Below are 21238 nucleotides of genomic sequence, written 5' to 3' on the forward strand. Positions count from 1 at the left end.
ATCTTCGAATCGAGAAGCTGCGATCGATCTTCTTGATTCAGGTTCGTCAATCTCTTTGAACGCAACCTTCGAAAGATGATATCAACGAGGTCAATTCGTCTTTGCGGAGTATCCGATCAATGCCTAAGGAGGCTAAACGTAAGCTGGCGACGCGTCCCGCGCCCGAGCCGCCAACTCATCGAACAGTTGATCGGGTCACGCGCATTCTTGAAGAAGTGGTCTACAAGCCTGGCATCGCTTTTGCCGAACTCGCTCGAGCGCTCAATGCCCCACCGAGCTCGGTCCACGGCTTCGTTCGCGGATTGTTGGCCAAGGGATGGCTCTACGAAGAACAGCGTGGCTTCTACCTGGGCCCGGCGGTATATGGATTGACGCTCGTCAGCGGTCATATTCGCGCCGGCCTCGTCACGCACGCAGATCTCGTTGCGCTGCACGAAAAAACTGGTGTGCCTGTATTTCTGGGTGTCGCGGCAGGCGACCAGTTGATCTACATCGCAGAAGCTGGCGGAGACGCTCTGTCCGCGGTGGAGTCTCGTTCAAACATTCGCCGCACTTTGCTAACTACGGCGGGCGGCAAGGCATTACTGGCCGCGCGGCAGGACGCCGATCTTCAGGCCTATATCCGGCGACGAAATCCGGATGAGACGGAGGCCGTCGATGCGTTTTTGAGCGAGTACGAGGAAATCAGGAGAACTCGGATTGCGGAAAACGTGCGATTGTCGGGTACACGGTCCGCTCTCGGGACAACCGTCCGCAATCAGCGCGGAGAGGTCGTAGCATCGGTCACTCTCGTTGGACCCACCCGAGATATACAACCGCGCAAGCAGAAATTACGGCAAGTATTACTTCAGCACGTCGACGCGTGGTCACAACGTTCGCTGACCCCCAGGGAGGCGGTGTGACGTTCAGGGCATCATTCCAATTCGATCATGACGGTCGGCAAGGATGTCTGATCTTGTTGGCATGACAAGGGAACGTGCTTCGCCCGTCGGTGAGTACCCCAGTCGCACTCAGTTCCGTTGTGTTTCTGCATGGAATAAGGGCTCTGACTCACATCTGATGATTTTTTCCGCCGTCCACCTCGAAGAAGAGAGTGAAGGACGCGATGTCCGCCTCCGGCCTGAACGCAACGACCTCGAGATCGGCGACCGTCACCCTCGTCGATTGCAGCCGCCGCAGCGTCTCCCGCAACAGCGGCGCATCGTCCATCAGGCAATAGGCAATCCCGCCAGGCGTCGCCGGCAACAACCTGAGCCCGACTTTGTCGTAGCAGCAGCGGGCCGCCACCTCGATCAGCTCGGGCGGCGCGAGCTCGAGTGCGGTCAACGCGGCAAGCGAGAAAATCGCCATCAGCCGAAATCGGCAATGCGGGCGTCGAGCGCGAACATGCCCCGATAGACTTCCGGCTCGCTTGCCTGGCCCAGGATTTCGGGTGCAATCGCGCGCGCCTGGTGCAAGGCACCCCGCAACGAGGCCGCGTCGAGCGCCTCGATCAGCAAAAGCCCCGCGAAAAAGCCCTCGTCCTTCCGCATGCCCTTTTCGGCTGTTTGCACCGATGTCCGCGCTTCGTCGGTCGTCCCAATCTGCACGGCGGCGACCCCGTCGCACGCGACGAGCGCCTCAGCCAGCTTTTGCGGGTCTTTTGGCAATGTCTCGATCCGCAGCGCCATGATGGTGGCCCCCTCGCCCCGCCCAGCGCGCACGACCATGGTGCCCCCGCCCCGCATGAAATTGCCGAGCTTTGGCATGATGCGCTGCGACCATGGCGTCGGTGCGTTGAGGCGCGCCAGATAGGCCTCGCCGTCGAGGACCTCGGGCGCGTCCAGCTCGTACAGGATGAAGAAGCGGTTGATGTCGTCCCTTGCCGCGCGAAAGACACGCGTTGCCAGGAAGCCCCTGGTCGTGACGCGCTCGGTCGTGTGCTCGCGCGTCAGCCAATGCCGGTAATCGGTCAGATCGGGCGCCGCGACGTCGCTCCAGATGGCAAGAAATCCCGCTCCACGCATCCCGCTCTCCCCTTAGCTTACGCCTTGCCGGCGGCGGCAAGCCCGTGAAGAGCCGGCGGAATCGTGTCAGGCAATCGTCCGAGCTTTTGGACGGCCGCCAGCATCGCGGCGAGATAGCCGTATGGGCCGAGGCCACAAATGACGGCCGTGCAGGCGCTCGACGTGATCGAATGACGGTGAAGCTCGTCGCGCGCATGGATGTTGGAGATATGGAGCTCGATCTTCACGCCTTCAAAAATCTTCAGTGCATCAATCAACGCGATCGAGGTGAAGGAATAGGCTGCCGGGTTGATGATGATCGCGTCCGCCTTGCCATGAGCGGACTGGATCAGGCCGACGAGCTCGCCTTCCATGTTGGACTGATGGAACGAGACCGACGCGCCGAGCTGATCGGCCAGCGCCTGGCAGTTCGCCTCGATCTCCTGCAGCGTCGTCCGGCCGTAGATGTGCGGCTCCCGGATGCCGAGAAAATTGAGATTGGGCCCATTGAGGATCATGATGTTCGCGGCCATTGTCCCTACTCCGTTCCGTTGTTTCCGATACGGCTAGCCGCCGAACCATTTCGCTGGGATCGTCACCAGTCCCGGGAATAATACCATCGCGAACAGGACGATCAGTTGCGCGATCATGAAGGGCCAGACGCCCTTGATGATGTCGTCCATGCTGATCCTGGAAACACCGCAAACGACGTTCAGCACCACGCCGACTGGCGGCGTGATCAGGCCAATGGCATTGTTGATGATGAAGAGCACGCCGAAATAGACGGGATCGATATGCGCGGCCTTGATGATCGGCATCAAAATCGGCGTCAGGATCAGGATCGTCGGCGTCATGTCGAGCGCCGTTCCGACGATCACCACCACGACCATGATCGCGAGCATCAACAATGTGTTGTTGCCCATGAACGGCTTCAGGAGATCAACTACCTGTGCGGAAATCTCCGATACGGTGATGAGCCAGGAGGACACCAGCGCGGCCGCGACCAGGAACATCACGATGCTCGTCGTCACCGCGGAGGAAACGAACACCTCGTAAAGCTGCGACAGCTTCAATTCACGATAGATGCAGGTCGCCACGAACAGCGCATAGACGGCGACGACGACCGCAGCTTCCGTGGGCGTGAAGATACCGAAACGCAGACCGACCACGATGATAACAGGCAGCATCAGCGCCCAGAACCCGTCGATGACGGCCTTCATCATCTCGGACAAGGAGGCTCGCGGCGGCGGCGTCAGGTTTTCCTGCCGCACCACCCACGCCCAGGCGAAGCAGAGTCCGGCCCCGAGCAGCAGCCCGGGCACGATACCCGCCAGAAACAGTTTTGAGATCGAGACGCCGGCGGCGACGCCGAAAATGACGAACCCGATGCTGGGCGGAATGACGGGAGCAATGATGCCGCCGGCCGCCACGAGACCCGCCGCATAGGACTTCTTGTGTCCAGCCGCCACCATCATCGGCACCAGAAGGGATGCAAGCGCCGCGGCGTCGGCCGCGGCCGAGCCCGACAGCGAGGCGAGAATGCAGGACGCCAGGATCGTGACGTAACCAAGTCCGCCGCGAAAATGCCCGACTGCAACGAGCGCGACATTGACGATGCGCTTGGCCAGGCCGCCCTTGTTCATGACCTCACCCGCCAGCATGAAGAAGGGAATGGCCATCAGCGGAAAGCTGTCCGCGCCATTGATGACGTTCTGCGCCACGATCTGGGCATCGAACATGTCGATCGTGCTCATCAAGGCCACGCCGCAGACGATCAGCGCGAAGGCGATTGGCATGCCGAGCGCCATGGCGCCCAGCAGCGAGAACGTGAAGACGGCTATCGTCATGGCATGGTCCTGGTAGTTTGCAGGATGCGAGTGCCAAACGGCAAGAATCGGCGCGGCGACATCAGTGCTCTTCCGATTCCTTGATGGCCACCATGTCGGCTTCGCTGGCCTGCCCGGTGAAGACACGGAAGAGGTCGTAGAAAAGGATCACCGCGGCGGACACGCCGAACACCACGCCGACGGCGTAGAAGATACCGAGCGACAGGCCGGTCGCCGGCGCCCGATCGTCGATGTTGATGATGGTCTGACGCCAGCTGCCCGAGAGCAGCAGCCAATCGGCAAACAGCATCAGGCCGTAGTTGATGACGAAGCAGATGCGCTTGCCGTAGGCTGGCAACATCCGGACCAGACTATCGACGCCGAGATGGGCGTGCTCGCGCAGCGCGACGATGGCGCCAAGGAAAGTGAGCCAGACCAGCAGCCAGCGCGACAGCTCCTCGGAAATCGTGATGCCGGAGTTGAAGCCGTAACGCAGAACGACGTTGCCGAAGACGAGGACCACCATGACCGCGAGACAGGCGGCAATGACGGCCTTCAGGAAGCTGCAATAGAGGTCGAGAGCGCGCGCCATGAGTGACTTCCAGCCGAATGTGGGGTGTGAGCCGGCCATGGGCCGGCTCCGGCGCCTGCGTGATGAAGAAGTCGACTACTTCACATCCTTGCGAATGCGCTCGACTTCGTCGTGGAAGAGCTTCACCGTCTCGGGGCGAAAGCTGGCAGAAATCCTGTCCGCGACCGGCTGCGACGTCTTGCGCATGCGCTCGGTCTCCTCGGGGGTGATCGCGTTGTACTGCATGCCCTTGGCCTGCAATTCCGCCAGCGCCTTCTCGGTCTGAATGCGCGTCTGCTGCTTCTGGTAGCCGCGGCTCTCTTCATAGGCTTCGCGCATCAGCCGCTGCTCGGTCGGTGACAGCTTGTCCCAAAAGATCTTGCTCACCAGGATAATGTTCAGGGTGAAGGTGTGATTGGTGGCGGAGACGTATTTCTGCACTTCGTAGAACTTGTTTGACAGGATGACCGTGTAGGGATTCTCCTCGCCGTCGACGGTGCGGGTCTCCAGCGCCGAATACAGCTCGCCGAAAGCCATCGGGACCGGATTGGCTTTGAAGGCGCCGAAGGTCTCGAGATAGACTGGGTTCGGAATCACGCGAAGCTTGAGCCCGCTGAAATCCTCGAGCTTGGTGATGGGACGGGTGCTGTTGGTGACGTTGCGGAAGCCGAGGCCCCAATAGCCGAGACCGATCAGACCTTTCGACGGCAAGGTATCGAGCATCGCCGTGCCGAATTTGCCGGTGGCGAGCGCGTCGGCCTGCTCGGTCGTGTTGAACAGGAACGGGAAATCGACAAGGCCGAATTCGGGAATGACGGTCGCGAGCGATGTCGTCGAGGCCGACAGCATCTCCTGGGTGCCGCCGCGCAGCGCGGATTGCTGCTGCAACTCGTTGCCGAGCTGGGAGGCCGCGAACTCGCGGACCTTCATCTTGCCCCCGCTCTTGGCCAGCAGGATCTCGGCGAATTTCTGCACGCCAAAGCTGACGGGGTGATCGGTGTTGTTCAGGTGGCCCCACCTGATCGTCCGCTCCTGAATGTCATCCGCGGCGGATGCGCCGGCCGTCAACGCCACGCAGATCGCCGTCGCTGACAGCGCCCGTACCCACAAGCTCATCGTTTCCTCCCTGTTCCCACGGGCACGAACGGCGGCTTAAGCGCGCTTGTTTTCCATGCCCTCAGTTGATTTACACATCATACATATATTCCGGCGTCAAACTATATTATCAATTTCATATGAGATTTCGATAGACCTCTGATGTTTGGATTCTGCTATAGTGCTGGCAACATTGATGGTTCGGCCGTCCGACATGCGGCGGGCGATGTGGACGAGCGGGATCAGACGGCATGACGGCACTCGAGGAACGGCCTTTGTCGGCGGGCGACAGCGGCTATCAGCGCATCAGGTCCGACATCATTTTCGGCGTGCTGACGCCCTCCGGGCGCCTCAAGCTCGATGCCATGAAGGAGGATTACGGCGTCAGCATCTCGACGTTGCGTGAGATCCTCAATCGCCTGACGTCAGAAGGTTTCGTGGTGGCCGAAGGCCAGCGCGGCTTCGAGGTAGCGCCGATCTCGATCCAGAACCTGCGCGAGCTCGCCGATCTGCGCATCCTGCTCGAGCATCATGCGATGGCCGAGTCGTTCCGCGCCGGCGATGTCGAATGGGAAGGCCGCGTGGTCTCGGCGCATCACAAGCTGGCGGCGACCGAGCGCACCGTTCTCGCCGAGGGCGACGATCCCGAGCTGCGCAAACGCTACGACGGAGAATTCCACCAGGCGCTGATCTCGAGCTGCGGCTCACGCGAGTTGATGCACACGCACGCCATCGTATTCGACAAATATTTCCGCTACGCGCTGCGCTATCGCGGCACGGAGACGATCAACCAGCACAAGGCGCTGCTGGAATGCGCGCTGAAGCGGGACATCAAGAGCGCCCGGGCCGTATTGAGCGAGCACATCAATGGCTGCGTCGCGCATGCCCTGTCCTCCTGGAAGGACGTCTGAGCGCCCTCGCCTGCCAAGCAGAAGCAAATCGTCGACGCAGAAGAACGATCAATGCACGCCAACATTCCATTTTCCACGGCCAGGCTCGACGGCTTGCTCGATGATGCCGGCATCGACGTCGTGGTCGTGACGTCGAAGCACAACATCCAGTATCTTCTCGGCGGGTACCATCACTTCCAGTTCGACTACATGGAAGCGATCGGCATCAGCCGGTTTCTGCCGATCTTCGTCTATGTGAAGGGCGACCTGGACAAGTCGGCCTATATTGCCAACCGGAACGAGCGGGACAGCGTCCAGAACCGAACCAGCGCCGGCTATTGGATGCCGCCGGTCGTGTTCGGATCGTCCACCTCGGTCGAGGCGATGACGCTCGCGCTCAAGCGTATCAAGGCTATCGCGACACCCGCGCTTCGTGTCGGCGCCGAGCTGTCGTTCCTGCCGACTGACGCGGCAGACGTGCTGCGCAGGGAGCTACTGGATTGCCAACTCGTCGAGGCGATGCGGCCGCTGGAGAAACTGCGGTCGATCAAGACCGCGGCCGAGCTGGAGATTCTCCGTGAGGCGTCCGAGCGCGTGGTCGCGTCGATGACGGACGCGGCCAGCCGTACCCGCGCCGGTCAGAGCAAGCGCGAGATTATCGATCATCTGCGCCACGCGGAGCTGTCGCGCGACATGATCTTCGAATACGCGCTGGTGACGATGGGAACGAGCCTCAACCGGGCGCCGTCCGAGCAGCGCCTCGAGCCCGGCGATATCGTCTCGCTGGATTCGGGCGGGAACTATCGAGGCTATATCGGCGATCTCTGCCGGATGGCCGTGCACGGGACACCGAACCGCGAGCTTGTCGATCTGCTCGCGGAGATCGACCAGATCCAGCAGGCGGCCCGCGCTCCGATACGAGCGGGTCTTATCGGTACCGATATCTACACCGCCGCGAACGAAGCGCTCGCGCGATCCGCCCACGGCAAGCAGATGCACTTCGTCGCCCATGGCATGGGCATCGTCAGCCACGAAGCGCCGCGCCTGACGGCGAACGGCCCCATTCCGTATCCCGCCGACGACGCCAACGCGCCTCTGGAGGCTGGCATGGTCATCTCGATCGAAACGACGCTGCCGCATCCGCGGCGGGGCTTCATCAAGCTGGAGGATACGATTGCCGTGACGCCGGACGGTTATCAGGCCTTTGGTGACGACGCCCGCGGCTGGAACCGGATTCCGGCATGACTGTGAACTCGATTTCCCCTGGCAAAGTCGAGACCGCCGTCAGCAGCGCAGACATTCTCGGCGAGACGCCCTTGTGGTGCGACCAGTCCCGCAGGCTGTGGTGGGTCGACATCGACGGCAGGCTGCATCAATCTTTCGATCCGGCGACCGGCGCCCATCACGTCACGTCCTACGATTGCCAATTCCTCGGCAGCCAGGCCCTGACGGCAGACGGCTCGCATCTGCTCGCGCAGGATCTGACGCTCCACCATCGTCAGGCCGTCATCGAGGTCGAACGTGGCCTGGACAACCGTCTCAATGACGGCCGCGTGGACGCGCGCGGCCGCCTGTGGATCGGCACTATGGACAACCAGCTGCATCGTCCGAACGGCGCGCTGTATCGCGTGACCGGCGACGGTCAGGTGGCGCACATCTTCGACGGCGTCATCGTGACCAACGGCATTGCGTTCTCGCCAGACAATCGCACGCTCTATTTCACGGACACACGGCGATACTGTACGTGGATGTTCGACTTCGATCTCGATGATGGCGTGATCCGGAACAGACGCTTGTTTGCGGACTACAGTGCCTCGAAGGAAAGACCTGACGGCGCGTGCATTGATGTAGCCGGCGGACTATGGACGGCTTTCTTTTCGGGTGGCCGGATTGTCCGCTATCGGCCGAACGGGCAGATTGACACCGTTGTCCCGATGCCTGTGACCAGTCCGACGTGCCTGTGCTTCGGAGGAAATGATCTCAAAACGCTGTTTGTGACGACGGCCAGAAAATTCCTGGATCCGCAGCAGCTGAGCATCGAACCCCACGCCGGTCATGTTCTTGCCATTCACGGCGTCGCGCAGGGCCTTCCGGAGCATCGATTCTCGTTCAGTTCGTTCTGACGCCCGCAAGGTTTGTGGCGATTGCACAATGCCGATCAGGATAGTGTTCAATCCTCGGCGGTATTGAGCGTATCCGAAGCGCTGAAGCCTGATCAACCGCAAACCGCCAATATCTCAGTCTCGCTTATCCCATGGCGGCTCCGGACGCCACGCATCGAGCAACGCGTCGATAAAGGTGCGCACCTTCGGGGACAGGTGCCGACTCGACGGATAGACGGCGCGGATTGGAGGGCCGTCGGCATCAACCCCCTCGAGCACAGGAACCAATCGACCGGCACGCAGATCGTCACTGATCAGGAACGTGGCAAGGCGCGCGATCCCGTATCCCGCAAGCGTCGCGTCGCGCAGCGCTTCCGCGTTCGTTGCGGCGAAGCGGCCGCTGATCGCGACGGATCGGGATTGCCCGTTCTCGCTGAAGCGCCATTCGACGGGCCGGCCGCCATGGACGAAGGCGAGGCAGCTATGGTCGCCTAATTCCTCAATGGCCTGTGGCGGGCTTCTGCCGGCGAAATACGAAGGCGATGCGCAAGTCACCAGACGATGCGGCGCCAGCTGCCGGGTCATCAGGCGCGAGTCCTCGCTTCCGCCGATCCTGATCGCGAGATCGACGCCCTCGTCGATGAGATCGACGTAACGATCGCCAAAGGAGGCACTGACCGAAATCTCCGGCCATTTGCGCATGAAGGCATTGAGGACTGGCAGCACGTGCAATCGCCCAAATGAGACGGGAAGATCCAGCCGGAGTCGTCCGCGCGGCGCTTGCGAATGACTGAGCATCGCCATCTCCGCTTCGTCGAGATCGGCGAGGAGCCGCACGCAGCGCTCATGAAAGGCCGCGCCCTCCCCGGTCAAGGAGACGCTACGCGTGGTTCGCTGGAGCAGTCTCACGCCGAGCCGATCCTCGAGCCGAACGATGCTTTTTCCGACGGCCGATCGCGAAAGCCCGATGCGTTCGGCAGCAGCCGTGAAGCTCTTGGCTTCCGCGACATGGACGAAGACGCTGATGTCCTTCATGCGGTCGATGGCCATTCTGCCGCCTCCCTCTCGTGTCGTCGCGTTCGTTGGGCGAGACTTCTTCTTTTTCTTTGTAGAATGGGCCAATTAGGGCGCTTCATTCCCCAGTGAAGGGAAATCACTGCATATTGTGGCTCCAAGGCGTCTATTCTAACCTTTTGGAACCGGCAGCTCCAGTGTGGGGACCAAAATTCCCCTTCTCGGAACAGTTTCGACCGGTAACAAAATAAGGAGCGGGCAACCCCCTCCGTCTAAAAAGGGAAGAGCGCCCCGTGAAGGCAGTTCGCTATTACGGACGGAAAGACATTCGTGTCGAACCCGTCGCTGAACCCAAGGAGATGGGCGCCAACCAGCTCCTGGTGAAACCGCTGTGGACCGGCATCTGCGGCACCGACCTCCACGAATACATTGCGGGGCCCATCGTCACGCCTGCGTCGCCGCATGTGTTCACCGCAGCGACCTTGCCGCAGATCCTCGGCCACGAATTCTCGGCGGAAGTTCTGGATGTTGGCCGCGACGTGACGCATGTCCGGCGCGGCGATCGCATCTCGGTGCAGCCACTGGTGATGCCGATGAACGACTATTACAGCCGGCGCGGCCTCAATCATCTCAGCGAGAAAATGGGCTGCGTCGGCCTTAGCTGGGCGTGGGGCGGCATGTCCGACCTCGCCGTCATCAACGACTACAACGCGATCAGAGTACCCGAGTCCGTCAGTGACGAGGAAGCCGCGATGATCGAGCCGGCAGCCGTTGCGCTCTATGCGGTGGACCGCGGCGGCGTCCAGGCCGGCAGCACCGTCCTGATTGCGGGTGCAGGCCCGATTGGCGCGCTGACGATCCTGTGCGCGCATGCGGCCGGCGCCGCCAAAATCTACGTGTCCGAGCCCAATGCATCGCGGCGGCAAACGATCGAGAGCTGGGGCATCTGTGCCGGGGTCTATGATCCCAAGACCACAGACGTGGTCGCACGCGTCAAGGAGCAGACCGAAGAGAATGTCGGCGTCGACGTCGCCATCGAGTGTGTCGGCAACGAAAGCGCACTGAACACCTGCGTCGAAGCCGTGCGCCGGCGCGGCGTCGTGGTCCAGGCCGGCCTGCATGTCGGCAAGGCCTCGACCGACCCGATGCTGTGGGCACTGAAGGACATCACCATCGAGGCGACCTGGTGTTATCCCATCACGATGTGGCCGCGCATCATCGGGCTCGTCGAGTCCGGCAAGCTACCGATCTCGAAGATCATCGACGGCCGCATCCGTGCCGAGGACGTCGTGTCGAAGGGCTTCGATGTCCTCACCGCGCCGAGTAACAACAAGCTGAAGATACTCGTGTCGACGCAACTGGCGGCGCCGTCGTGAGACGGCGCCAGAACCGGGGTTGATTGGTTAGAGCGACGCTCAAGTCGCCATGATCACGAAGATCAAAGGGGAGGACTACCAATGAGAGCCAACATCGCGAGCTGTCTGTTGCTGGCCGGCCTGGCCGTAGCGATACCGAACGCCGCACGGGCGCAATATTCCGGTGCGCCACGCACGTTCCTGTTCAACCCGGCGCTCGACGTCTGCATTCGCGACACCGCGAAGTTCAAGAAGGCGCCGCCCTATGTCATCGGCTTTTCCAATGCCGGCCTCGGCGACAGCTGGCGCGTGGTCGGCCTGCACTCGCTCCAGAAAGCTGCGCATGACCACGCCGACGTGGTGAAGAAACTGCTGATCACCGATGCCGGCCACGACGATGCGAAGCAGGTCGCCGACATCCAGGACCTGGTATCCCGCGGCGTCGACCTCCTGATCGTCAGCGCCAATACCTCGCAGGCGCTCGATCCTGCCGTCACGCAGGCGAGCGAACGCGGCATCCCGGTCGTGATGGTGGACCGCCGGGTCGATTCCGACAACTTCGTCACCTTCGTCACCGCCTCCGACGCGATGATGGGCCGCCTGTTCGCGCAGTGGATCGTCGAGAAGCTGAACGGCAAGGGCAATGTGATCATCCTGGGCGGGCAGGCCGGCTCCAGCCCGAACGAGAACCGCGTCAAGCCCGCGATGCAGGTGTTCTCGGCCAATCCCGGCATCAAGATCCTGGAGACCGTCTACTCCGACTGGAGCCCGGTGAAGGGCAAGCAGGTGATGCAGGCGATGATCGCCAAATACGGCCACAGCATCAACGCGGTGTTCGCGCCGCATGGATTGCAGGTGCCAGGCGCGATCGAGGCCTTCCTCGAAGCCGGCTGGAAGGGCAGCGAGATTCCGCCGATGACCTCGGCCGACATGAACGGGCCGATGAAGATGGCCATCAAGAACAAGTTCCCGCTGCTCGACATCGACTATCCGCCGGCGATGATGGGCACGGCGCTCGACGTTGCCTTGAAAGTCCTGTCCGGCGCCTCGGTCCCCTGCGTCTACACCATCAACAGCAACATCGTGCTGACCCACGGCGATGAGACGTCCTCGATCCCGAAGCCCGACATGTATGCCGAACAGCACATCGTGCCCGATGGTCCCGACGACATGCTGGTGTCCGGCGGCATGGGCCCCGGCTACAATCCGAGCACGTTCAAGATCGACTATCCGCACTGAAGCGCGAGCATTTGGCGTACCGGCCCGGCCGATGCGCCAACGGGGTAAGAATCGGGGCAAGACCAGCCGCATGCTCACGCTCAAAGGCATTTCCAAGAGTTTTCCCGGCGTACGCGCCCTCGGCGGCGTGAACCTCGAGGTTCGGCCCGGCGAAATCCACGGCCTGCTCGGCGAAAACGGCGCCGGCAAATCCACCCTGATCAAGATCATCGCCGGCGCGATTGCGCCCGACGAGGGCGAGATCATCTTCGCAGGTCACCCCGCGAGCTGGTCGTCGCCGCGCGAGGCAAAACTCGCCGGAGTCCACGTCGTCTACCAGGAATTCGCACTGTTCCCGCAACTGTCCGTTGCCGAGAATATTTTCCTCGGCAACGAACGGCGCAACGCGCTCGGCATGGTCGATCACCGGCGGACACGAAAGGAGGCGGCCGAACTGATGCGCAAGCTCGGCATCTCTTTCGATCCTCGCGCGACGGTGGCGTCGCTCTCGATCGCCGACCAGCAGATGGTCGAGATCGCGCGCGCCATGACGCACAATGTGCGCCTGCTGATCCTCGATGAGCCCACCGCCGTGATCGCCGGGCGCGAGGTCGCATTGCTGTTCGAGCGCCTGCGCCGGCTGCGCGAAACCGGCGTCTCCGTTCTCTTCATCTCGCACCGTCTCGACGAAGTCTTCGCGTTGTGCGATCGCGCCACGATCCTGAAGGACGGCCGTCTGGTCGGGACCACGGATACCGCCAAAGTCACCCGCGAACGGCTGATCTCGATGATGGTCGGACGCGATCTCGGCGATCTGTTTCCGCCGCGGGCGACAGCAACGAGGACGGATCAACCGGTGCTGCGAACCGACGCCATCTGTATCGGCGACCGGGTCCGGGACGTCTCGATCGCATTGCATGCCGGCGAGATCGTCGCGCTCGCAGGTATGGTCGGCGCCGGACGGACCGACCTCGCGCTTGGCCTGTTCGGCGCGGTCCCGATCTCGCAGGGCACGCTCCACGTCGCCGGCGAGCGCTTGACGTCAATGTCGCCCGCCAGGGCGATCCGGCTCGGCATGGGCCTCGTCACCGAAGATCGCAAATCGCAGGGGCTGGCGATGCTGCTTGATATTTCTGCCAACATCAGCGGGCCCGCGCTTGGCGAGGTGACGCGTTACGGCGTGATCGAGCGCGAGCGCGAAACGGCGATCGCCGCCCGCGAAATCGCACGATACCGCATCGCCTGCCGCGGACCCGCGACGCCGGTCGCGACGATGTCCGGCGGCAACCAGCAGAAGGTGATCATTGCGCGCTGGGCGCGTCTGTGCAGATCGGTGCTGATCCTCGACGAACCGACACGCGGCGTCGATGTCGGCGCCAAGGCCGATATCTACCGGATCATGCGCGAGCTTGCCGCGTCCGGCCTTGCCATCCTGATGATCAGTTCGGAGTTGACCGAAATCATCGGCATGGCTGACCGCGTCATCGTCATGCGCGAAGGACGGGTCACCGGCGAATTGCCGGGATGCGACGCCACGGAGGAAAGCATCATGCATCTGGCCACCAGCGAGCGCGCCGCATGAGCGCGATCGCCGCCCGTCTCACAACACCCTGGTGGCTGCGCAGCAATGCGGGACTTGCCGGCGTGCTCGTGCTGATCTGCACCGTCTATCTCGTCGGCGCAACGGTATCCGACCGGTTCCTGACGCTGGGTAATCTGCTCAACGTCTATGAGCAGACCACCGACCTTGCGCTGGTCAGCATCGGGCAAACCCTAACCCTGCTGAGCGGTGGCATCGACCTCTCGGTCGGATCGCTGATCAGTCTGACGTCGTGCCTGACCTCAGGCCTCATCAACGGCAATCCGGATCGGGTCGTTGCGGTCGTCATCGGCGTGCTCGCGCTCGGGACATGCATCGGCATGCTCAACGCCGGCCTGGTCGTCGCCTTGCGTGTCCATCCGCTGATCGTGACGCTTGGCATGGGCGCGGTGCTGCAAGGCGTGACCCTGCTCTACACGCTCGGACCAGTCGGTCGGGTGCCGCGTAGCTTCACCGTGCTCGCTTATGGGCGAGTTGCGGGCATTCCCATCGGGGCCACGCTGGCGGTCGTGCTCGGCATCCTGATCGCGCTGCTACTGCGATATCTGCCGCTCGGCCGGCAGATATACGCGCTCGGCGACGATGCGAATTCCGCCCGCCTGGTCGGGCTGCGGCGGACGCGCATCCTGATGCTTGTCTACGGCAGTTCGGGTTTCTGCTGCGCGGCGGCCGGGCTTTACCTCGCCGCGAGGTTCGGTGTCGGACAACCCTATACCGGCGTCAACTACACGCTGGCCTCGATCACCCCAGTGGTGCTCGGCGGCACGTTGCTGAGCGGCGGCAAAGGCGGCGTGATCGGCACGCTGTTCGGCGCCTTCCTGATTGCGCTGCTGAACAATCTGCTCAACTTCATGGACGTATCGAAGCACTATCAGCTGGTGGCGCAGGCGGTGATCATCATCCTGGCCGTCTCCGTCTATGTCGAACGCCGCAGGATGGGGTGACCCAGGGGATGTCAGGCTCCGCCGAAATCGCCGGCCCCACCGCACCGTACTGGTCGGTCCGCAACCTGATGGCGCGCTATGGCGCAGCCCTCGCACTGCCGCTGCTGCTCCTGCTCGGCGGCGTGACGTCGCCGGCCTTTGTCAGTCCCGGCAACCTGTCCAACCTGCTGCTGCAGGTCGCGCCGCTCGCGATCGTCGCCATGGGACAAAGCCTGGTGATGGTGGTTCGCGGCCTCGATCTCTCGGTCGCCTCGATGATGGCGACGGCCGCGGTGATCGCGACCGGCTTCGCGGGGGCCGACCAGAATGTGCCCGTCATCGTCGCGACGGCGGTGGGGGTTGCCATTGGCGTCGGCCTGCTCAACGGCTTCCTCGTCACCAAGCGCCAGGTCTCCCCGTTCCTGGCAACGCTCGCGACCATGATCCTGCTGCAGGGATTCAGGTTCGCCTATACCCAAGGCGCGCCGTCCGGAAACGTGCCGCCGTTCCTGCGCGTGCTCGGCTCCGGCAAATTCCATGGCGTGCCCTACAATGCGCTGGTTCTGCTGGTGCTGGCGGCGGTGCTGGCCGTGGTGCTGCATCGCTCCGCATTCGGACGGAGGATCTTCATCGTCGGCGGCAATCCGGTGACCGGGCACCTGTTCGGCATCCGCGCCGACGCGGTGACGATCGCCTGCTACCTGATCTCGAGCTGCCTTGCGGTCATCGCCGGGTTGATCCTGAGCGGCTATGTCGGGCTCGTCGACAACTGGGTGGGACAAGGCTACGAGCTCGATTCGATCGTCGCCTGTGTCGTTGGACGGGTGTCGCTGCGCGGCGGCCGCGGCTCGATCCTCGGCGCGCTCACCGGGGCGGCCATCATCGTCACTCTCGCCAACGAGGTGCTGCTGCTCGGCGTGCCGGTCCAGGCTCAACTGATCATCAAAGGCGCGGTGATCGTCGTTGCGGCGGCGCTCTATTCACGCAAGGACACTGTTTCCGGCTAGCGCGCAATCGCGGGCTCACCAAAGTTCGCTCCGAGCTCCTTGGCCGAAGGCGTTGGGGATTTCGGCCAGATCTGAGCTGGACGTAGAATTGGCAGGCCACCAACATCACCCGGTTTCAATAACGGAGGTGCACTCAAGATAATGATCCAAAGCACCTGCGGCATCTATCGCGGCACACCATCCGAATACGATCGCAGGCCCGATCTCCTGGTGGCCGAGCGTGCAGAGGGCATACTTGACGATGAACAGGAAAACCCGGCCCCGTGGATGCCAAGTTCGGTCATGGAGCAGCCCGACGGTCACGTCTCGGTGTAGCTCCTGCCCATCGCTGGACGCTGGAAGAATTGCGACGGCCTGGCCGGCATGTCGCGCACGACCTTCTCAACAATTCGGGCAGCGCGTCGGCAAGACATCGATGAAGCACACGCGATGGCGGATGCTCGTTGCATGCGATCGGGTCAGAAACTCCGCGCGAAAATGTCGCCTCCATCGACTTCTCACTCGGATATGAAACGTGTGACCGCCGGAAGTATCCTGACCGGCGTCATAGCTATGCTGGGGCCGACCTAGTCAACGATCGCCTCAGCGCTTTTTTCGCAGACAACTGTTTTTGAGGATAGCGCCTGCGGGTGGAATATGACTAATACGGTGTCAACCCAAAGCTATTCAGAAATGTAATAACATGATCAGTCATCGGCAAATTGAAGCCTTCAACGCGCTTATGACAATGGGAACGACGATCAAGGCAGCGCAGCTGTTGGGAATATCACAGCCTGCCGTGAGCCGACTGATTAGCCAACTTGAATCTGAGGTCAGGCTGAAGTTGTTCGATCGCGAGAGTGGCCGGATGCGACCCACACCCGAGGGGCGGGCATTCCATCAGGGAGTCGACCGCGCGTTCCTGTCGCTCCGGAAATTGGAAGTCATCGCTCAGGATATCCGCACGCATGCGCTGGGACATCTGAGGGTAGCCGCGCTTCCTTCGCTTGGTTTTTCATTCATACCAGACATGGTTGCGCGTTTCTCGAAGGCGAAACTAAAAACAATCATCGAGATGGATATTGTTAGCTCTGCCGTTGTCAGAGATGGCGTTGCAAACGATCAATTTGACATAGGCTTCGCAGCTGACGAGATCGACCTATCCGGAATCATCTCCGAACATTTTGTGGCACCGCCTGTGGTCTGCGTCATGCCGCCCGGCCACCCGCTTGCCAAAAAATCGGTGATCAAGCCAGAGGATTTGGCCGAGCAGCCATTCATCTCGTTATCGCATGTAGACGCGACGCGGCAACGCATCGACGCCGTCTTCGAAAAATGCGGAGTAACGAGAAATGTAGTCCACGAAACACATTTCGCCCTTTCCATCTGTCAACTCGTCTCAAGAGGAATGGGTGTCGGCCTCACCAATCCGTACTCTCTCTCTGGTGTCGCGGTAGGCGAGTTGATTGCCCGCCCTTTTGTACCACGGGTTACCTTTCGCGCGCTGATGATCTACCCACCTGACAGACAGATGTCGCCGGCTGTCAAAGCCTTCCGCAAGATCGCGCATACCCATATTGTTGATTTCTTGCAGAAGATATTTGAGGACCACGCAATTATCAGCGACGAGGAGAGCAAAAGCGCCATTGGAAAGATTGCGCCGCCCGGGCCGTGGATTCGGAATCCACGGAGCCAAGCGGATTAGGGCCCTCGTCCAAGCCAATCGCCCGAGGCCGGCCGATCAGTAGCCTAGTTGCGGATCCACTATGTTGCGCAAGGGCAAACCATCGCTTGCTCGCCGGAGATTCTCGGAAAGGATTGCAAGGCAGCGATCAATGTATCCGTCAGGCGCGTCCGCGGAGACATGCGGGAAAACCATCAAATTCCGCACATCCCACAGAGCCGCATCGGCGGGCAGAGGTTCCGTCTCGAATACATCGAGAATGGCTCCAGACAGATGGCCGCTTTCCAGAAACGATGCGAGCGCGGCATGATCAATCACGCCTGCACGTGCAATGTTGAGAACACTGGCCCCTTCGGGTAGGGCAGCATATTCGCGGACGCCAATGATTCCGCGCGTCTCCGGCGTCAGCGGACATGCGAGGATCAGAATGTCCGTCAGGGGCAGTTCGTCATGCAGGCGATCGGGCGTTGTCATGCGTTCGACGGCGGTATGTGGCCGTCCACTGCGGCTGATGCCGGTGATACGGAAGCCGGCAGCATGCAGTCGCTCGGCAACAGCTCCGCCAAGGGCACCGACACCATAGATCAACACGCGACGTCCGGCCGATATGCCGCGCAATTTTCTTCTCCATATATGGTGCCGTTGGTATGTGGCGATAGCCGGTACACCCTCAGAGAGCATCAGCGCTGCCATAAGGCTGAACTCGCCAACCTTGGCGGCATGGACGCCACTCGCATTGGTCAGCGTGGTTGTCGGTCGCAGCCAATCAAAAGGAGCATAATTCTCCACGCCTGCGCTGGTGCACTGGATGATCTTTAGAGCTTTGGCGTCGGAAGCAATGACCGACGTAGGCAGCCTGCCGGCAATGAGGATGTCGGCGCATCGGAAAGCATCTAGATCGCGCTCATCGGAAAAGCGGCACGTCAATTGTACCGGGCGGTATATTGGATCGAGGCTTCGCAAAACGGCCTCGCCCGTGACGTCGTAGGCAGGATCCCGGCCGCGAACATTCTCGACGTAGATTCGAGGCGCCAAAAGCCAACTTCCTGCGGCTGCCATAACGTCACGCCCTTCGACCATCATGTATGGGATCGGATTCGCTCGCATGGGAGCGCGCGGATCCCGGAGGTACAACAGCAACCTGACGCTTTGCAGGGAGGCCGCGAGGGACTCGGTCCACCTCAGTTGCTGTTCACGGTGCCCCAGAGAAACGGCTCCACCGCTTTGGCAACCAGATTTATGCCCAGGCCAGGCGTGTTGGGTATGTCGATCTTCCCATTCTTGACGCGTGCCTCAGGCGGATTGTCCGTAATCTCGACGTAGCCGGGAGAGGTCCGCCAATATGGATAGAGCTCTTGAATCGCAAAGTTCGAGATACACGCTCCAATCTGGAGCGCCGCCGCGGTCGCCAACGGGCTGCCGCAAATGTGCGGTTGAACGCGCATGTCATAGGCTTCAGCCATCGCGGCGATCTTCTTCGTCTCCATCAGACCGCCAGTGAGGCAGATATCCGGTTGCGCAATGTCGATGGCATGCGCTTCGAATACCTTTCGGAATCCGTATCGCGTGTAAAGACGCTCTCCGGCCGCGATCGGCATGTGCACATGATCAGAGATCTTCTTGAGCGCGCCAACATCGAAGGGGTCGCAGGGTTCCTCGACAAAGAATATGTCGAGATCTTCGAGCTTACGGCAGAATCTGATCGTCTCGTCGCAGGTCAAACCTCCGCTGAGGTCCAACATGATGTCCACATCCGGACCGACCGCCGATCGCAGGGCTTTTACCTTCTCATAGGCGAGTTTCAGGATATCCTTATCTAGCGAACGCAACGATGGATGCCGGGACGTCGCCCGCGGGTCCGGGTCGCGGTAGGCGAAAGGATAGCACTTGAGCGCGTCATACCCTTCCGCCACGGCCTTCTCGGCCGCGTCCGCGAACGGCTTGACCTGCACGTGTTCTTGCCCCCAGCCGTTGGCGTAAACCCGGACTTCGTCGCGAAACTTTCCGCCGAACAACTCGTACACCGGGACACCCAGCGCTTTGCCTTTGATATCCCAGAGGGCCTGCTCGATTGCGCTGATGGCCGCAAAGACGATCGCTCCCCCGCCCTTTGCCCAGAACGTATGATCGTACATCTCCGACCAGAGCGCCTCGATGCGCGATGGGTCCTTGCCAATCAGCATTCGCTCGGCAATTTCCTTGATCATGCCCGCCGCTGCCGTTTGGCCCAGCCCGTAGGCGACACCTGCCTCGCCCACGCCCGTGATGCCCTCGTCGGTAAGAATTTCGATGACGACCGGGTGCAGGCGGCCCGTCTTGGCGCAGTAGATCCTGACTTCGCGAATTTTCATTGAACTCTCACTTCGGTTGGTGGTCGATAACGGCGGCGCCGTATCCGGCAACGCCGTTCGACAATTGAAGGACGCTGACGTCAGCTGCGGAGTTCCAAGGTGCGAAGACTGATGATCGTCAGCATCGTTCAGCTTCCCCTAAGCGCGGCGAAGAGTGGCTGGAAACCCTCCCTCGACAGTCTGTCGACAGCGGAGATAGCCGCCGCCCGCGTTTCCTCCCTTAGCGTATGCCGGCTAATCCGCTTGAACTTCTCGACGACCTGCGTCCGGTTCATCGGATTTGCGACATCGCCCCGAGGATGCGGTACGTTGAGACGTTCCGGACCTTGCCCCTGATCCATGATCACGCGACCAGGCGTCGCCTTGGGAAACGCATCGCGAAAATCGTCGTGCGCGATGAGTTCTATCCGGCTGGCAAGCTCGAGGACACGCTCGTCTTCCAACCATTTGGGATCAACTGGTTGAAGCGCGTTGGCTCCGTGGATCGCCGCAAGCGCGCAGCTGAAGTAAAAGCTGTACTGGGCGCCCTCAAGGGTTTTCGGCGCGCGCTCATTGGCAAGGCCTAGCGCACGAGGAAATGTCTCGATTCGGAGACTGATAATCGGCGTTCCGGATCGCCTCAAGGCGTCGATTGCGTCGATCGCCGCGTGCATATGACGACAGCAGGCGTAGGGCTTCAGGTAACAACCTTCGAGCCACCACGTTTCGCCCAATCCTCCCGTGACGATCGAGCGGTCGAAGTTGTCGTTCCGGTCAAGCAGATCCCGAGGGCCAGTAGCGCCTGCCTTTGCGCGATACGCTCCGGTCAAACCGGCCACGACTGCTGGCGGGATGACTTCCTTGACTGTACTGCCCTGGTAGAGAGAACTTCCCTTGGGAAAGCTTATCGGCCCTTCCGCACCTGCAATGGCCATAGCATGGGCGATCTCGTCCGCACTGAGGCCCAATAAGCGGCCAACGGCAGCGGCAACTCCGTAGTTGACCCAGCGTCCGCTGCTATACGTCTCGATTGTCGGCGTCGGTCGCGATGCCGCGATCCTAAGTCCGACGTCATATCCGAGCGCCAAGGCATCGAATATCCGCTCGTCAGGCGAATTGAGGGACTGAGCCACAGCGAATACGGCGGGTATGATACCGGCTCCAGGATGCCCGGCCGCGCCGCGATGACCGTCATCGATATCGAGAGCGCTTGCTGCAGCGGCGTTGGCCATTGCAGCCCCGGCTATGCTCTGAGAGCTCGACGTGAACCAGACCGACGCATCGCCGCCGCCAAAGATGCCTGCTGACGTGTCGCGCGCCGCCTTGGCGAGATCTGAATTGAGACCGGCGGCACTGGCCGAAACAAGATCCATGATCAGCAGCGAGCACATCTCACGAGCCGAGTCTGGCAGACTACCCTCGCGGTGTGCGGCGGTGAATTCAGAGAGTTCTTGAATGACGTGCATTCTAGACGATCCGATGACTTTCGTTTGGCTGCACCGACTTCTTGACGAGAGACGGCCCCAATGCGCGCACCGTATGAAAACAGCAGGGCCTCTTCCAATACCAAGGAAGGGTGCATCTATTCACGAACGTTATTGGCGACGTCCGCCTTCCTCGCGGTCCGCGCCAGATCATTGGCGTGCGCGCACGCAACTG

21 protein-coding genes are annotated in these 21238 nt (G+C 61.4%); 11 read left to right on the forward strand and 10 right to left on the reverse strand.

Translation table 11 applies throughout. The annotated features are described in order from the left end of the window. Window positions 1-119: 119 nt before the first annotated feature. On the forward strand, window positions 120-902 hold the full coding sequence (locus AC1RR3_RS15940; RefSeq protein WP_492824053.1) for an IclR family transcriptional regulator: 783 nt from the start codon (window positions 120-122) through the stop codon (window positions 900-902). A 148-nt stretch (window positions 903-1050) separates the two neighbouring features. Here AC1RR3_RS15940 and AC1RR3_RS15945 read toward each other — a convergent pair whose 3' ends face one another. The 6 genes from AC1RR3_RS15945 to AC1RR3_RS15970 all read right to left on the reverse strand — a co-directional run bounded on the left by AC1RR3_RS15945 (window position 1051) and on the right by AC1RR3_RS15970 (window position 5498). After that, window positions 1051-1350, reverse strand: coding sequence for a hypothetical protein (locus AC1RR3_RS15945; RefSeq protein ID WP_492824054.1), 300 nt, complete (start codon window positions 1348-1350; stop codon window positions 1051-1053). Then, complete coding sequence (locus tag AC1RR3_RS15950) at window positions 1350-2006, reverse strand: hypothetical protein (RefSeq protein WP_492824055.1); 657 nt, start codon at window positions 2004-2006, stop codon at window positions 1350-1352. Before AC1RR3_RS15950 ends, AC1RR3_RS15945 begins: the two co-directional genes overlap by 1 nt. Window positions 2007-2023: 17 nt before the next feature. Continuing rightward, complete coding sequence (locus AC1RR3_RS15955) at window positions 2024-2518, reverse strand: type II 3-dehydroquinate dehydratase (RefSeq protein ID WP_492824056.1); 495 nt, start codon at window positions 2516-2518, stop codon at window positions 2024-2026. A gap of 33 nt (window positions 2519-2551) precedes the next feature. After that, window positions 2552-3832, reverse strand: a complete 1281-nt coding sequence (locus AC1RR3_RS15960; protein WP_492824057.1) for a TRAP transporter large permease subunit — start codon at window positions 3830-3832, stop codon at window positions 2552-2554. 61 nt (window positions 3833-3893) lie between these two features. Continuing rightward, complete coding sequence (locus tag AC1RR3_RS15965) at window positions 3894-4403, reverse strand: TRAP transporter small permease (protein ID WP_492824232.1); 510 nt, start codon at window positions 4401-4403, stop codon at window positions 3894-3896. A gap of 75 nt (window positions 4404-4478) precedes the next feature. Beyond that, on the reverse strand, window positions 4479-5498 hold the full coding sequence (locus tag AC1RR3_RS15970) for a TRAP transporter substrate-binding protein (RefSeq protein ID WP_492824058.1): 1020 nt from the start codon (window positions 5496-5498) through the stop codon (window positions 4479-4481). Window positions 5499-5728: 230 nt separating this feature from the next. On the opposite strand from AC1RR3_RS15970, the gene AC1RR3_RS15975 reads away from it, so the two are divergent. Genes AC1RR3_RS15975 through AC1RR3_RS15985 form a run of 3 tightly spaced genes read left to right on the forward strand, consistent with a single transcriptional unit; the run spans window position 5729 to window position 8490 of the window. Beyond that, window positions 5729-6388: a GntR family transcriptional regulator gene (locus tag AC1RR3_RS15975; protein WP_492824059.1), complete on the forward strand. Its 660-nt coding sequence runs from the start codon at window positions 5729-5731 to the stop codon at window positions 6386-6388. 51 nt (window positions 6389-6439) lie between these two features. Further along, window positions 6440-7612 carry a M24 family metallopeptidase gene (locus tag AC1RR3_RS15980; protein ID WP_492824060.1) on the forward strand — a complete coding sequence of 391 codons (1173 nt, stop codon included), beginning with the start codon at window positions 6440-6442 and terminating at the stop codon, window positions 7610-7612. Next, window positions 7609-8490, forward strand: a complete 882-nt coding sequence (locus tag AC1RR3_RS15985) for an SMP-30/gluconolactonase/LRE family protein (protein ID WP_492824061.1) — start codon at window positions 7609-7611, stop codon at window positions 8488-8490. The genes AC1RR3_RS15980 and AC1RR3_RS15985 overlap by 4 nt, the downstream gene beginning before the upstream one ends. 114 nt (window positions 8491-8604) lie before the next feature. Here AC1RR3_RS15985 and AC1RR3_RS15990 read toward each other — a convergent pair whose 3' ends face one another. Then, entirely contained in the window at window positions 8605-9519 is a 915-nt protein-coding gene (locus AC1RR3_RS15990) for a LysR family transcriptional regulator (RefSeq protein WP_492824062.1), read from the reverse strand. A gap of 257 nt (window positions 9520-9776) precedes the next feature. Here AC1RR3_RS15990 and AC1RR3_RS15995 point away from each other — a divergent pair, with 257 nt between their 5' ends. From AC1RR3_RS15995 to AC1RR3_RS16025, 7 genes are all read left to right on the forward strand, one after another. Next, on the forward strand, window positions 9777-10859 hold the full coding sequence (locus AC1RR3_RS15995; RefSeq protein WP_492824063.1) for a 2,3-butanediol dehydrogenase: 1083 nt from the start codon (window positions 9777-9779) through the stop codon (window positions 10857-10859). A gap of 81 nt (window positions 10860-10940) precedes the next feature. Continuing rightward, the gene (locus tag AC1RR3_RS16000) at window positions 10941-12077 is read left to right on the forward strand and encodes an ABC transporter substrate-binding protein (RefSeq protein ID WP_492824064.1); all 1137 of its coding nucleotides are present in this window, start codon (window positions 10941-10943) and stop codon (window positions 12075-12077) included. A gap of 70 nt (window positions 12078-12147) precedes the next feature. Next, window positions 12148-13638 (forward strand): sugar ABC transporter ATP-binding protein, encoded by a 1491-nt coding sequence (locus AC1RR3_RS16005; protein WP_492824065.1) that lies wholly within the window; start codon window positions 12148-12150, stop codon window positions 13636-13638. Next, window positions 13635-14600, forward strand: coding sequence for an ABC transporter permease (locus tag AC1RR3_RS16010; protein WP_492824066.1), 966 nt, complete (start codon window positions 13635-13637; stop codon window positions 14598-14600). Before AC1RR3_RS16005 ends, AC1RR3_RS16010 begins: the two co-directional genes overlap by 4 nt. 8 nt (window positions 14601-14608) lie before the next feature. Further along, a complete protein-coding gene (locus AC1RR3_RS16015; RefSeq protein ID WP_492824067.1) occupies window positions 14609-15586 on the forward strand; it encodes an ABC transporter permease in 978 nt (325 codons plus the stop codon). Window positions 15587-15727: 141 nt separating this feature from the next. After that, window positions 15728-15901, forward strand: a complete 174-nt coding sequence (locus tag AC1RR3_RS16020; protein WP_492824068.1) for a hypothetical protein — start codon at window positions 15728-15730, stop codon at window positions 15899-15901. Window positions 15902-16268: 367 nt separating this feature from the next. After that, window positions 16269-17270 carry a LysR substrate-binding domain-containing protein gene (locus tag AC1RR3_RS16025; protein WP_492824069.1) on the forward strand — a complete coding sequence of 334 codons (1002 nt, stop codon included), beginning with the start codon at window positions 16269-16271 and terminating at the stop codon, window positions 17268-17270. Between the two features lie 36 nt (window positions 17271-17306). Here AC1RR3_RS16025 and AC1RR3_RS16030 read toward each other — a convergent pair whose 3' ends face one another. The 3 genes from AC1RR3_RS16030 to AC1RR3_RS16040 form a co-directional block, all read right to left on the reverse strand. Beyond that, a complete protein-coding gene (locus tag AC1RR3_RS16030) occupies window positions 17307-18332 on the reverse strand; it encodes a D-2-hydroxyacid dehydrogenase (RefSeq protein ID WP_492824070.1) in 1026 nt (341 codons plus the stop codon). A 98-nt stretch (window positions 18333-18430) separates the two neighbouring features. Then, window positions 18431-19600 (reverse strand): mandelate racemase/muconate lactonizing enzyme family protein, encoded by a 1170-nt coding sequence (locus tag AC1RR3_RS16035; protein WP_492824071.1) that lies wholly within the window; start codon window positions 19598-19600, stop codon window positions 18431-18433. Between the two features lie 128 nt (window positions 19601-19728). Further along, the gene (locus tag AC1RR3_RS16040) at window positions 19729-21045 is read right to left on the reverse strand and encodes an MmgE/PrpD family protein (RefSeq protein ID WP_492824072.1); all 1317 of its coding nucleotides are present in this window, start codon (window positions 21043-21045) and stop codon (window positions 19729-19731) included. Window positions 21046-21238 lie beyond the last annotated feature (193 nt).

Source organism: Bradyrhizobium sp. GW821-FHT13H05 (assembly GCF_058804065.1).

What these genes read in the sequence shown, in the direction of transcription:
- AC1RR3_RS15940 (WP_492824053.1), top strand. Translation starts at nt 120, where the DNA reads ATGCCTAAGGAGGCTAAACGTAAGCTGGCGACGCGTCCCGCGCCCGAG.
- AC1RR3_RS15945 (WP_492824054.1), bottom strand. Translation starts at nt 1,350, where the DNA reads ATGGCGATTTTCTCGCTTGCCGCGTTGACCGCACTCGAGCTCGCGCCG.
- AC1RR3_RS15950 (WP_492824055.1), bottom strand. Translation starts at nt 2,006, where the DNA reads ATGCGTGGAGCGGGATTTCTTGCCATCTGGAGCGACGTCGCGGCGCCC.
- AC1RR3_RS15955 (WP_492824056.1), bottom strand. Translation starts at nt 2,518, where the DNA reads ATGGCCGCGAACATCATGATCCTCAATGGGCCCAATCTCAATTTTCTC.
- AC1RR3_RS15960 (WP_492824057.1), bottom strand. Translation starts at nt 3,832, where the DNA reads ATGACGATAGCCGTCTTCACGTTCTCGCTGCTGGGCGCCATGGCGCTC.
- AC1RR3_RS15965 (WP_492824232.1), bottom strand. Translation starts at nt 4,403, where the DNA reads ATGGCGCGCGCTCTCGACCTCTATTGCAGCTTCCTGAAGGCCGTCATT.
- AC1RR3_RS15970 (WP_492824058.1), bottom strand. Translation starts at nt 5,498, where the DNA reads ATGAGCTTGTGGGTACGGGCGCTGTCAGCGACGGCGATCTGCGTGGCG.
- AC1RR3_RS15975 (WP_492824059.1), top strand. Translation starts at nt 5,729, where the DNA reads ATGACGGCACTCGAGGAACGGCCTTTGTCGGCGGGCGACAGCGGCTAT.
- AC1RR3_RS15980 (WP_492824060.1), top strand. Translation starts at nt 6,440, where the DNA reads ATGCACGCCAACATTCCATTTTCCACGGCCAGGCTCGACGGCTTGCTC.
- AC1RR3_RS15985 (WP_492824061.1), top strand. Translation starts at nt 7,609, where the DNA reads ATGACTGTGAACTCGATTTCCCCTGGCAAAGTCGAGACCGCCGTCAGC.
- AC1RR3_RS15990 (WP_492824062.1), bottom strand. Translation starts at nt 9,519, where the DNA reads ATGGCCATCGACCGCATGAAGGACATCAGCGTCTTCGTCCATGTCGCG.
- AC1RR3_RS16000 (WP_492824064.1), top strand. Translation starts at nt 10,941, where the DNA reads ATGAGAGCCAACATCGCGAGCTGTCTGTTGCTGGCCGGCCTGGCCGTA.
- AC1RR3_RS16005 (WP_492824065.1), top strand. Translation starts at nt 12,148, where the DNA reads ATGCTCACGCTCAAAGGCATTTCCAAGAGTTTTCCCGGCGTACGCGCC.
- AC1RR3_RS16010 (WP_492824066.1), top strand. Translation starts at nt 13,635, where the DNA reads ATGAGCGCGATCGCCGCCCGTCTCACAACACCCTGGTGGCTGCGCAGC.
- AC1RR3_RS16015 (WP_492824067.1), top strand. Translation starts at nt 14,609, where the DNA reads ATGTCAGGCTCCGCCGAAATCGCCGGCCCCACCGCACCGTACTGGTCG.
- AC1RR3_RS16020 (WP_492824068.1), top strand. Translation starts at nt 15,728, where the DNA reads ATGATCCAAAGCACCTGCGGCATCTATCGCGGCACACCATCCGAATAC.
- AC1RR3_RS16025 (WP_492824069.1), top strand. Translation starts at nt 16,269, where the DNA reads ATGATCAGTCATCGGCAAATTGAAGCCTTCAACGCGCTTATGACAATG.
- AC1RR3_RS16030 (WP_492824070.1), bottom strand. Translation starts at nt 18,332, where the DNA reads ATGATGGTCGAAGGGCGTGACGTTATGGCAGCCGCAGGAAGTTGGCTT.
- AC1RR3_RS16035 (WP_492824071.1), bottom strand. Translation starts at nt 19,600, where the DNA reads ATGAAAATTCGCGAAGTCAGGATCTACTGCGCCAAGACGGGCCGCCTG.
- AC1RR3_RS16040 (WP_492824072.1), bottom strand. Translation starts at nt 21,045, where the DNA reads ATGCACGTCATTCAAGAACTCTCTGAATTCACCGCCGCACACCGCGAG.